General features: G+C 64.6%; 11 protein-coding genes. 8 read left to right on the top strand and 3 right to left on the bottom strand.

From position 1 onward, the window contains the following. Window positions 1-74: 74 nt before the first annotated feature. The 8 genes from ttcA (at window position 75) to AC1DKY_RS01575 (ending at window position 6,508) form a co-directional block, all read left to right on the top strand. Complete coding sequence (gene ttcA, locus AC1DKY_RS01540) at window positions 75-938, top strand: tRNA 2-thiocytidine(32) synthetase TtcA (RefSeq protein WP_441601994.1); 864 nt, start codon at window positions 75-77, stop codon at window positions 936-938. Window positions 939-967: 29 nt separating this feature from the next. Then, complete coding sequence (locus AC1DKY_RS01545) at window positions 968-2,167, top strand: amino acid aminotransferase (protein WP_441602138.1); 1,200 nt, start codon at window positions 968-970, stop codon at window positions 2,165-2,167. A 149-nt stretch (window positions 2,168-2,316) separates the two neighbouring features. Beyond that, on the top strand, window positions 2,317-3,234 hold the full coding sequence (locus AC1DKY_RS01550; protein WP_441601995.1) for a recombination-associated protein RdgC: 918 nt from the start codon (window positions 2,317-2,319) through the stop codon (window positions 3,232-3,234). A 155-nt stretch (window positions 3,235-3,389) separates the two neighbouring features. Beyond that, window positions 3,390-4,160 (top strand): M48 family metallopeptidase, encoded by a 771-nt coding sequence (locus tag AC1DKY_RS01555; protein WP_441601996.1) that lies wholly within the window; start codon window positions 3,390-3,392, stop codon window positions 4,158-4,160. Between the two features lie 67 nt (window positions 4,161-4,227). After that, window positions 4,228-4,905 carry a sigma-70 family RNA polymerase sigma factor gene (locus AC1DKY_RS01560; protein ID WP_441601997.1) on the top strand — a complete coding sequence of 226 codons (678 nt, stop codon included), beginning with the start codon at window positions 4,228-4,230 and terminating at the stop codon, window positions 4,903-4,905. Next, window positions 4,896-5,261: a hypothetical protein gene (locus AC1DKY_RS01565; RefSeq protein WP_441601998.1), complete on the top strand. Its 366-nt coding sequence runs from the start codon at window positions 4,896-4,898 to the stop codon at window positions 5,259-5,261. The genes AC1DKY_RS01560 and AC1DKY_RS01565 overlap by 10 nt, the downstream gene beginning before the upstream one ends. After that, a complete protein-coding gene (locus tag AC1DKY_RS01570) occupies window positions 5,258-5,830 on the top strand; it encodes a hypothetical protein (RefSeq protein ID WP_441601999.1) in 573 nt (190 codons plus the stop codon). The genes AC1DKY_RS01565 and AC1DKY_RS01570 overlap by 4 nt, the downstream gene beginning before the upstream one ends. Window positions 5,831-5,929: 99 nt before the next feature. Further along, window positions 5,930-6,508: a methyltransferase family protein gene (locus AC1DKY_RS01575; RefSeq protein ID WP_441602000.1), complete on the top strand. Its 579-nt coding sequence runs from the start codon at window positions 5,930-5,932 to the stop codon at window positions 6,506-6,508. A 49-nt stretch (window positions 6,509-6,557) separates the two neighbouring features. Here AC1DKY_RS01575 and AC1DKY_RS01580 read toward each other — a convergent pair whose 3' ends face one another. The 3 genes from AC1DKY_RS01580 to AC1DKY_RS01590 form a co-directional block, all read right to left on the bottom strand. Continuing rightward, the gene (locus AC1DKY_RS01580) at window positions 6,558-7,562 is read right to left on the bottom strand and encodes an alpha/beta fold hydrolase (RefSeq protein WP_441602001.1); all 1,005 of its coding nucleotides are present in this window, start codon (window positions 7,560-7,562) and stop codon (window positions 6,558-6,560) included. Between the two features lie 75 nt (window positions 7,563-7,637). Continuing rightward, window positions 7,638-9,500 carry a M1 family metallopeptidase gene (locus AC1DKY_RS01585; RefSeq protein ID WP_441602002.1) on the bottom strand — a complete coding sequence of 621 codons (1,863 nt, stop codon included), beginning with the start codon at window positions 9,498-9,500 and terminating at the stop codon, window positions 7,638-7,640. A gap of 908 nt (window positions 9,501-10,408) precedes the next feature. Continuing rightward, window positions 10,409-10,723, bottom strand: coding sequence for an EF-hand domain-containing protein (locus AC1DKY_RS01590; protein WP_441602003.1), 315 nt, complete (start codon window positions 10,721-10,723; stop codon window positions 10,409-10,411). Window positions 10,724-10,829: the final 106 nt, after the last annotated feature.

Raw genomic sequence — 10,829 nt, forward strand, 5'->3', positions numbered from 1 at the left:
GCTGCGCGACCCAAAGAGACTGCCCCGGCCGGCCAGATCGTTACAATGGGAGGCCGTCCCGTTGCCCACCGATCATGTCCGCCCAGCCCGACGCCACCCGCAAGCAGCACTACGAGGCCACCAAGCTGGCCAAGCGCCTGCGCCATCAGGTGGGCCAGGCCATTGCCGACTTCAACATGATCGAGGAGGGCGACAAGGTCATGGTCTGCCTGTCCGGCGGCAAGGACTCCTACACGCTGCTGGACGTACTGCTGTCACTGCAGGCCAAGGCGCCGGTGCGGTTCGAGATCGTCGCGGTGAACCTGGACCAGAAGCAGCCCGGTTTCCCTGCCCACGTGCTGCCGCAATACCTTGCCGGGCGCGATGTGGCGTTCCATATCATCGAGCAGGATACGTACAGCACGGTCACCCGGGTCATTCCCGAGGGCAAGACCATGTGCAGCCTGTGTTCGCGCCTGCGCCGCGGCGCGCTGTATCACTGGGCGGCGGCCAACGGTGTCAGCAAGATCGCGCTGGGCCACCATCGCGACGACATCCTCGGCACCTTTTTCCTGAACCTGTTCTATCAGGCGCAGCTGAAGGCGATGCCGCCGAAGCTGCGTTCGGACGATGGCCGCCACGTAGTGATCCGCCCCTTGGCATACTGCAAGGAAAGCGATATCGCCGAGTACGCCCAGGCCAGGGAATTCCCCATCATCCCGTGCAATCTCTGCGGTTCGCAGGAAAACCTGCAACGCAAGGCGGTTAGGCGCATGATGGAGGACTGGGAGCAGACCCAACCCGGGCGCGCCGAGAACATTTTTCGCGCGCTGGGCAGTGTGCAGCCCTCCCAGCTCACCGATCGCAAGCTGTTTGACTTCGCCACGCTGGGCGCGCGCGAAGGTGTCGCCCGCGCCGATGCGCACGAGTGGCTTGCCGGTACGCCGGACGAGTCGTGACCTTCACCGAAAACCAGTCGAGTAACGCCGTGTCTCTCTTTGCATCCGTTGAAATGACCCCGGGCGATCCGATCCTGGGACTCACCGAGGCCTTCGTGGCCGACACCCGTCCGGGCAAGGTCAACCTGGGCGTGGGCATTTATTACGACGAGCAGGGCCGCATCCCACTGTTGCGCGCCGTGCAGCAGGTCGAGCAGCAGCTGGCGCTCGATGCCAAGCCGCGTGGCTACATCCCCATCGACGGCCTGCCGGCGTACGACCTCGCCACCCAGAAACTGGTGTTTGGCGAAGACTCGCCCCTGCTGGCCGCCGGCCGCGTGGCGACCTCGCAGACTGTCGGCGGCAGCGGCGCGCTGCGCGTCGGCGCCGACCTGCTCAAGCAGATCCTGCCGAGCGCGAAGATCGCCATCAGCAACCCGAGTTGGGAAAACCACCGCGTGGTGTTCGGCGCGGCCGGTTTCGACGTGCTGACCTATGCCTACTACGACGCCGCCACGCACGGCCTGGACTTCGCCGGCATGCTGGCGGACCTGGGCAAGCTGGAGCCGGGCACCGTCGTGCTGCTGCACGCCTGCTGCCACAACCCGACCGGCGTAGACCTCAATGCCGAGCAGTGGCAGCAAGTGGTGGACCTGGTGAAGGAGCGCGGCCTGCTGCCCTTCATCGACATGGCCTACCAGGGCTTTGACGAAGGCATCGACGCCGACGCCACCGCGGTGCGCCTGTTCGCCGCCTCCGGCATCGACGCCTTCGTGGTTGCCAACTCGTATTCCAAGTCGTTCTCGCTGTATGGCGAGCGCGTTGGCGCGTTGTCCATCGTGGGCAAGACGCGCGACGAAGCCTTGCGCGTGCAGTCCCTGGTCAAACGCACCATCCGCTCGAACTACTCCAGCCCGGCCACCCACGGCGGCCTGCTGGTCTCCACCGTGCTGGGCAGCGCCGAGCTCAAGGCCATGTGGGAGCAGGAGCTGGGCGAGATGCGCGAGCGCATCCACGCGATGCGTGCCGGCATGGTCGAGAGGCTCGCCGCGGCGGGTGCATCGCATTTCGGCTTTATCCAGGAGCAGGCTGGCATGTTCTCCTACTCGGGCCTCAGCAAGGCCCAGGTGGACCGCCTGCGCGAGGAGTACGCCATCTACGCCATCGGCACTGGCCGGATCTGCGTGGCGGCGTTGAACCGCGCGAATCTGGATACGGTGGTGAATGCGGTGGCTGCGGTCAGCCGCTGATCTAGCCCCAAGCCCTCCTATTCGTCATCCCGGCGCACGCCGGGATCCAGCGCCTCAGTGCGTGAGAAGGCGACGCGGCATCATCGATGCCCATCGCACCTGGATCCCGGCCCTCGTCGGGGTGACGGCAGAAAAAATACGGATACCGAATGTTCTTCCGCAATCTCACGCTGTTCCGCTTTTCCCCCGCCATTGCCGACGACCTGAACCGCCTCGACGAAGCGCTGGGCGACCATCGCCTGCGCCCCTGCGGCCCGCTGGAAATGGGCACCAAGGGTTTCGTGCCGCCGGTAGGTCGGGGCGATGAAGCCCCGCTCACCCACGCAGTGAATGCCTGCACCATGGTCACCGTGGGCGGTGAGGACAAGCTCCTCCCCGGTTCGGTGGTAAACGACGAACTTCACCGCCGTGTTCAGAAGATCGCCGAAGAAGAGGGCCGCAAGGTCGGTGGCCGCGAACGCAAGCGCATCAAGGAAGACGTGCTCAACGAACTGGTGCCGCGCGCCTTCATCCGCAGCTCCCGCCAGCGCGCCTACGTGGACAAGAAGAACGGCTGGCTGGTGCTCGATACCTCCAGCCGCAAGTCCGCCGAGAACACGCTGACGCAGATCCGCGAAGCGATGGGCAGCTTCCCGGCCGTCCCGCTGGCACCGGAAGAGGGCCCGCGCGTGCTCATGACCGACTGGCTGGCCAACGGCAACCTGCCGGCCGGGCTGGCGCTGGGCGACGAGGTGGAGCTGCGCGACCCGGCCTCCGCCACCGGCGCCATCGCCAAGTGCCGCCGCCAGGACCTCGATGGCGAGGAAGTGAAGGAGCATCTGCGCAACGGCAAGCAGGTGTTCCAGCTCGGTCTCACCTTCGATGAGCGCATGAGCTTCGTGCTTGGCGAGGACCTGATCGTGCGCAAGCTCAAGTTCCTGGACGTGATCACCGAGGAACTGGGCGACAGTCATCCCGACGCAGCCGCCGAGGCTGACGCGACCTTCACCCTGCTGACCCTCGAGGTCGAGCGCCTGCTGGGCAAGCTTGAGGAATGGTTCGGCCTGCCGCGTCCCGCTGAGGCCTGAGCCGCTCCGTTCAGGGTTTTCCGTCCCGACCGTACGGTCGGGACGGTCATCGCTTCGCCTTGCGAAGCCTGCATGCTCCCCCCACATTTCCTCTGGGACACTGGTCGTCCTTTGGAACTCGATCGGCCTGGACGCCAAGCAGTTAAGGCGGGGACATGACGCAGCATCTTGAAGGCGATTGGCTGGAACTGGCCACCGCGAGCGGCAGCACCATCCGTGTGCTCAAGGCCGCCCATCCGCGCGCGCGCCGGTTGCGGCTGACGGTCACGCCCAAGGGTGCGCGCGTGTCGTATCCGCATGGCACGCATCCGGCACAGGTGAGCGCGTTTCTGCGCCATCACGCTGACTGGCTGGAGCGCAAGCTCGACGAGTTGCATCTGATCGTGAAGCCCTTGCCGCCGCTGCGCGTGGGTACGCCCACGGAGTTTCCGTTGCGCGGCGAAACCGTGCAGCTCGATTGGGCGGAAGGTCCGTATCCGCGTGTCGAAGCCGGCGAGGGCACGCTCACCCTGGTGATCCCCCGACCGCATACGCGTGCGGTGCCGGTGGCGCGCGGCTTGCTCGCTTCGTATTTCGAAGCGCAGGTCCGTCGCGATGTGTCGCGCTGGCTGGCAGGTTATGTGCCGCAGCTGGGGCTGGCGCCTACGGCATTGCGCGTGCGGCCGATGAAGAGCCTGTGGGGCAGCCTGGACACGCGCGATCGCATCAACCTCGATCTCGCGCTGGCGCTGGCGCCGCCCAACGCCTTGAAGTACGTGCTCGCCCATGAGCTGTGTCACCTCAAGGTGCGCAGCCACGCGCCGCGTTTCTGGGCGCAGGTGGAATTGCTGTTCCCCGAATGGCGCGAGCAACGCGACTGGTTGCGCCTCAATGGCGCCTGGCTGAAGACCGAACTCGATCGTCTGATTGCCGACGTGGCGGACTGAGCTTTTCGTTTAACCCCTTTCCGGCATTCCCGGCGAATATGAAAGTATCGCCAACGGAAAGGACGCCATGTCGGCCGCCATCGCGCCATCAACGGACTGGACGCAAGCTTGCGAGCTGGCGCTTGCGCATCTGCAGCAGCAACTGTCGCAACCGCACGCCGGCCAAGTCACCGACAGCTCATCGCTGAGCGACGCCGAATGCATGCAGCGCTATCGCAACGGCGATGTGCACGCCTTCCGCATCCTCTATGCACGCTATCGCGAGAAGCTCCATCGCTATGCGTTGCGCCTGGCGGGTAAATCCAGCGAGGCCGAAGAAGTGTTCCAGGACGTCTGGATGGCCGTGGTGCACGGCAAGGAACACTTTCAGCCCGAAGCTTCGTTCGCCGCATGGTTGTTCGGCATCGCGCATCGTCGTGCGGCGGATCGCTGGCGCACGCTGGGTCGGCATGCGCCTGATGCGATCGATCCCCATGGACAGGAAGAGGACGCGCTCGAGCACCATGCCGCGCCGCTGCTGCATGCGCCCGACCGTCATCTGCACAACGACGCGCTGGGCAAAGCCTTGGTCGCCGCCGTCAAGGCGCTGCCGCTGCCGCAACGCGAAGCGTTCCTGATGAAGGCCGAAGGCGAACTCAGCCTCGAGGATATCGCCATAGCCACCGGCACTACGCGCGAAACGGTGAAGAGCCGCCTGCGTTATGCGCAGCAGAAATTGCGGGAGGCTTTGCAGCCATGGCGATGACCGATGAGATGGATGACCTGTTGCTGCTTTATCGCCAGGCCTCGCGTGAGGCGCCAACGCCGCTGATGGATGCGCGCATCCTGCGTGCCGCCAACCGGGCCTCCGTGTTTCGCCGCTGGAACCGGCACGCGGCGTGGCCTGCCGCTATTGCCGCGGCAGTGCTGCTGTGGGCCGCCTGGCAAGGCCATCCCCATCCGCCGACAAGCACGGCCATCCCCATGGCGGGCTACGACGCCGGTGCATCGCGCGCCGAGTTGCTGCAGATGGATGTCACGCCTCCCGGCGGTGAGCTCGATCGTTTTCTGTTGAACGTCAGCAGTACCCACTCTCCCTCCACGACAAGGAATGCCCCATGAAAAAGCTGCTCGCAACCGCCGTGCTGTTTGCTGCCGGCCTCGCCGGCGCCGCGCATGCCGCCGCGCCTCCCGGTTGGTTCGTCTACGTCAACGGGACGGCTGCCACCGACTTTGAAACCGGCACGGAATCGTCGACCCGCACGTCAGGCGCGACCAGCGCGTTTCTTCGCGCCACCACCGACAACCACGGTTTCGCAACGTTGATGCAGACCGTCGGCGCCACCGCGTATCAAGGCAAGCGCGTGCGGTTCTCCGGTTACCTGCGCACCAGGGACGCGGGCAAGGGACAGCTGTGGATGCGCGTCGACGGCGCGGACAAGAAGCCCGCGGCATTTGACAACATGGAAGATCGCGCACCGCAAGGCGACAAGCCGTGGCAGCGCTTCGAGGTGGTGCTCGACGTGCCCGGCAATGCCCGCGACATCGCCTTTGGCCTGCTGCTTCAGAACCGCGGCGAGGTATGGGCTGATGGCCTCGCCTTCGAGGTGGTCGACCCGAGCGTGCCGACCACCGGCAGCCAGCCGCATGCCTTGCCGGCAGCGCCGGTCAATCTGCAATTCGCCAGGTAAGTACGGGCCCGTCTGCGCAGGGACGCGCGGCGGGCCATCTTGCGCGTACGCGACCAAGGGTGGAACCTGAGTGCTCACCGGGGACTCAGGGGGAGTGACATGGAGCTGCCGATCGGTCCGTTCATCAAGACCATGTGGCTGATCTTTACGCTGTACTGGTTGTGGGGCTGGCGTCGGGTCAAGGGAGCGCAGCGCAAGGAGCCGATCCTGCCGCGCCTGCTCAAGTACTGGTTGCCGCTGATCATTGCCATTGCGCTGATTGGACCCGGCGACTGGTTTCGCGGCACGTGGCTGGGCACGCGCATGTATCCGGCTGGCGATGCAGTGGCGGTACTCGGTGCGCTGCTTACCATGCTCGGTGTCGCGTTCGCCTGCTGGGCGCGTTACGTGCTCGGACGCAACTGGAGTTCGGTGGTGCAGGTGAAGAAGGATCACGAGCTGATCCAGAGTGGCCCTTATCGCTGGGTGCGCCATCCGATCTACACCGGTCTGCTGCTGGCCTTCTTCGGCACGGCGATGGCCATCGGCGAATGGCGCGGCGCGATCTGCGTGGTCATCGTCGCCGTGTCGTTCTGGTTCAAGCTGAAACTTGAGGAGCGCTGGATGCGCGAGAACTTCGGCGCGGCTTACGAGAGCTATATGCAGCGCACCAAGGCGCTGATTCCGGGCGTGCTGTAGAACAGCGCTAGACGGCCGGATGACGCAAAGCCATCCGGCGATACTGAGCTTAGTGCGACAGCGTGAACTGCGTAAGGATGCGCGCCGTCTCGTCCGGCTTCTCCATGATCGGCATGTGATTGCAGCCGGTCATCGTGCTGGTGCTGATGGCGGCGGCGTTCTTCAGGCCGTTGCGCAGGCTGTCGAGCGCAGAGATGTCGACGATCTTGTCGTCATGGCACCACAGGCCGAGCACCGGCATGCCGAGCTTGTCGAGGCGGTTCTGCAGCGACAGATACTGCGACGGGTCGCGCAGCTCGTTGAAAGTCTGGTTGATGAAGGCGCGGTTTTCCTGGTTGCGCTTGATCAGCACATCCTGGAAACGACCGGGAATATCCAGCGGCTTGGCAAATGCCCAGGCAGTGGCCTTGGCGAATTGCTCGCGATTGTCGAAGGCGAACAGGTTTTTGCCAGCGAGAGCTTCGCGCGAGAATTCGTTTTCGTTGGTCTTCAGGCCGAACGAATCGAGCAGGGCGAGTTCGGCGACATGCTCGGGGTGCTCGGCGGCGAAGACGCCGGCGATGGCGCCGCCCATCGAATGACCGATCAGCACGACTTTCGGCAAGTTCAGCGCATCGACAAAGCCCTGCAGGCGCGCCACTTGCGCGTCAATGTTGTAGCTGGCGCCCTCGACGCGCGAGGACTCGCCCCAGCCCGGCAGATCGGGCGCGATCACGTGGAAATGCGGCGTCAGCAATTCCATCTGCTTGAGCCACACTTCCTTGCTCGCGGCAAAACCGTGCAGCATCAGCAGGGTCGGACCCTGGCCACCTTCGTAGTACACCCACTTGGTGTCGCCGACCTGCACCGAGTGCTTCTCGACATGCGCGGCCATCATCTGGCGCTTGATGTCGGCGCTCATCAGCCACTGTGGTGCGAACAGGTACGAGCCACCCAGCACCACGACCAGCAAACCGGCCACGTAGCCGAGGAATTTTAGCCGGCGCAGGGCCAGTCGCTGCCAGAGCGGGCGCGTGGGAGCGGGCGTGGTGGTCGTCGCTTTCTTGGAAGTCATGGGTGAACCAATGGTGGGGATCGCAGCTATCGATGGCGTCGCGCGCCTCCCTTTGCAAGGAGGCGCGCGCGGAACTTACTTGCTGGCGCCCTTGTTCGCCTTGGCGAACACGGATTCCACAGCTTCCTGCGTCAACGGGTGATAACCGCTCTTGGCTTTCGCATAAACCTGCTGCGCATAAGCCAGGCCTTCCGGCGACTTCACGAAGGCCTTGTACAGCGGCATGGTGAGGTAGAGACGGCCGATGCGCGTCATGTGCTCGGCAGCGGCCGGCCACACGTCCTTGTCGCCCGCAGCGATGGCATGGCTATACCAGCGCATGCCGATCTCGGCGTTGGGCGTACCGGTGAGATGCCAGGCAGCGTCGATCTGCTTGATCTTGTCCAGCGGCGTCACGTCCGGCAGGCCGTCGAGGAAGTACATCCATTCCTGCGTGTTCCAGCTCTTCGCGTCGAGCTTGTCGGCGGCGAGCGAGCCGGCAAGGAAGGAGGCGCGTTCCTTGTCGATCGCGTTGAAGCGCGGCGAATCGGGCAGCGGTGCATCCTTGGGAATGCCCGGTTCATACACCCACTGCTGCACGTCGGCCCAGCTCATCTTGCCCGGGTTCTTGTCGAACAGATTGGCCTTGAGGTAATCGAGCATCTGTTCGGTGTCGATGCTCTGGAACGCGAAGTGCGCGAAATAGCCCTTCAAATAGGCATCGAACGTGTCTCGGCCAAAGCGCTGCTCAAGCGTGCGAAGGAACCAGCTGCCCTTGTCGTACGGCACTTCGGAGATCGAATCGTCGGCGCCGATGCCGGGCTTGGGTGCGAGGCGCTGCGCGTTCGGTGCAATGGTCTTGTCCCGGATGGACTTCTCCAGGCCGCGCGCGGAAATCAGCGCTTCCTCGTCGGCCAGCGTCTTGCCGTACACCGCTTCGGTAATGCGGCCCTGCACGTAGGTGGTGAAACCTTCGTTGAGCCAGATGTCGCGCCACGCGGCGCTGGTGACCAGGTTGCCCGACCACGAGTGGGCGAGCTCATGCGAAATCACCGAGACCAGGCTCTTGTCGCCAACCAGCAGGGTCGGCGTGGCGAAGGTCATGTTCGGGTTTTCCATGCCGCCGAACGGGAACGACGGCGGCAGCACGAGCAAGTCATAGCGACCCCACGCATACGGGCCGTAGAGCGACTCGGCGGTCTTGATCAGCTTCTCGGTGTCTTCAAATTCCTTGGCGGCCTTGCCGACCACGCTGGGTTCCGCATAGACGGCCGAACGCGGACCGGTTTCCTTCGCTGCGATATCGCCCGCCGCGATCGCCAGCAGGTAGGAGGGAATCGGGTGCGGCTGGTTGAAGGTGAAGTCGCCGTTCAACGGATGGTTCGCGTCGTTGATCGCGCTCATCACCACGCGCACGTCCTTCGGTGCGGTGACGTGGGCGTCATAAGTGAAACGGATCGCCGGCGAATCCTGCAGCGGCACCCAGGAGCGCGCGTGGATGGATTCGGACTGCGAGAACATGAAGGGCAGTTTCTTGTCCGCCGTCTGTTCCGGCGGCAGCCACTGCAGGCCCGAGGCGGTCGGCACGGTCGAATAGACGATGCGCACCTGCGAGGGATGCTGCGGCGCGGCGATGGTGAGCTTGCTGCCCAGCTCCTTGTCGCGCGGCGCCAGCGCGTACTTCAGCGCGCTGGTCTTGCCCGCGGCGTCAACCGCTTCGATGCGGGCGATCTTCAGGTCGCGCGTATCGAGCACCAGCGACTGCGCCTTGGCGTCCTTCCAGTCCAGCTTCAGCGTGGCCTTGCCATCGAGCTGCTTGTGCGGAAAGTCGACCTTCAGATCCAGATCCAGATGCGTCACGCGGACCTGGTCGGGCTGGGCATAGGAATGCGGGTCGGCGGCGAAGGCGCTCAGCGGCAGCGCGAGGGCGCCGAAGGCGAGGAGGTGGAACGGGCGCATCGGGGAGGCTCCAAAAGCAGGAAGGGGGAGTATGCCATTGGAGGGTGAGGGGGCGCGGGTGTGGGAGGTCACCCTGGGGGCGGAGGTTTGGCTCCTTCTCCCCTTTGGGGAGAGGGTTGGGGTGAGGGGTCAACCTTGCCTCGTTGTCTGGAGGTGCCTCAGTCTTCTTTTGCCCGTCATCCCGGCGCAGGCCGGAAGTGCTTCACAACTGCCGAATGGCTGGTCATTCAGTAGCTTCGGTCTTCGATTGTCGCGATATCGCGACCTGGCTCGCCTGCCGCGGGCTTCCGTGCCGCTGCCGCGGCCCGGGTCACTTTTCTTTGCTTGCCCAAAGAAAAGTAACCAAAAGAAAGGGCCCCCCGGATGACGCGCCTTCCGGGCCTGCGGCCCTCCAGGTGCGCGGTCGGGTTACGGGGTTTTTCGACAGGACATCCCTGTCCTGTCGAAAAACTGGCCGCTTCCATGCGGCCACCCTTCGGGCTTTCCTCCACCCGCCCGCCGCGTCATACGGGGACCCCGGGGATCAAGAGCCGGATCAAAGGCCGAACAACGCGACGTTGCTGGGTCAAGCAGCTCCCTTGTAGGAGCGCACTTGTGCGCGACCAGCCAACGGAGCGATGCACCCCAGCGCTGCGGTCGCGCACAAGTGCGCTCCTACAAGGGTTGACGCGCGTCCGTGGATGGTGATCAACGTTGCCGAGCGCCACTTTTTTTGTGGGAGCGCACCCTGTGCGCGACAAACCTACGGAGCAATACACCCAGGCGTGGCTGTCGCGCACAGGGTGCGCTCCCACAGACGAGCCGTTGCGGTGGAAGCGAGGGTTTGCGTTAAGTCATCATCGCTGTGAGGCGCTGCGCGAACACCGGTCTTTTCCCGAAGGACGGACCGCTTCAACACCGAGCGACAATCAATGCGTCGACGTCGCCGGCGCCGGTGCGCGGTGGCCTTGCTGCATCGACTTCACGTAGTCGACCACATCCTGCTTGGACACCACGCCGCGGTGCTCCTTGTCGATCGCATCGAAGTGCGCGCGGATGAACGGGACGGGGCCTTTCTCGGCCTCTTCCTTGGTCAGCAGTCCATCCTTGTTCTTATCCGCGATGTCGAAGTTCTTCAGCCGATTCTGGGCGTCGTTGGCGATATTGCCCAGGCCCGATTGCGCTTGGGCGGCCGTGGCGGCGAAGGCGGCTAGGGTGGCGATGATCAGAACTGTCTGGCGCATGGCGTGACTCTCTCCCTGAATGACGGGCGGAGTATGTCACCGGGGATGTGAGTGGTTCGTTCGGGTGATCGCCCGATGTGGCGTCGTCGCAGCAGCTCTTGTGGGA

The organism is Dyella sp. 01N448 (assembly GCF_056399225.1).

What these genes read in the sequence shown, in the direction of transcription:
- AC1DKY_RS01570 (WP_441601999.1), top strand. Translation starts at nt 5,258, where the DNA reads ATGAAAAAGCTGCTCGCAACCGCCGTGCTGTTTGCTGCCGGCCTCGCC.
- AC1DKY_RS01585 (WP_441602002.1), bottom strand. Translation starts at nt 9,500, where the DNA reads ATGCGCCCGTTCCACCTCCTCGCCTTCGGCGCCCTCGCGCTGCCGCTG.
- AC1DKY_RS01565 (WP_441601998.1), top strand. Translation starts at nt 4,896, where the DNA reads ATGGCGATGACCGATGAGATGGATGACCTGTTGCTGCTTTATCGCCAG.
- AC1DKY_RS01590 (WP_441602003.1), bottom strand. Translation starts at nt 10,723, where the DNA reads ATGCGCCAGACAGTTCTGATCATCGCCACCCTAGCCGCCTTCGCCGCC.
- AC1DKY_RS01575 (WP_441602000.1), top strand. Translation starts at nt 5,930, where the DNA reads ATGGAGCTGCCGATCGGTCCGTTCATCAAGACCATGTGGCTGATCTTT.
- AC1DKY_RS01560 (WP_441601997.1), top strand. Translation starts at nt 4,228, where the DNA reads ATGTCGGCCGCCATCGCGCCATCAACGGACTGGACGCAAGCTTGCGAG.
- ttcA (WP_441601994.1), top strand. Translation starts at nt 75, where the DNA reads ATGTCCGCCCAGCCCGACGCCACCCGCAAGCAGCACTACGAGGCCACC.
- AC1DKY_RS01580 (WP_441602001.1), bottom strand. Translation starts at nt 7,562, where the DNA reads ATGACTTCCAAGAAAGCGACGACCACCACGCCCGCTCCCACGCGCCCG.
- AC1DKY_RS01550 (WP_441601995.1), top strand. Translation starts at nt 2,317, where the DNA reads ATGTTCTTCCGCAATCTCACGCTGTTCCGCTTTTCCCCCGCCATTGCC.
- AC1DKY_RS01555 (WP_441601996.1), top strand. Translation starts at nt 3,390, where the DNA reads ATGACGCAGCATCTTGAAGGCGATTGGCTGGAACTGGCCACCGCGAGC.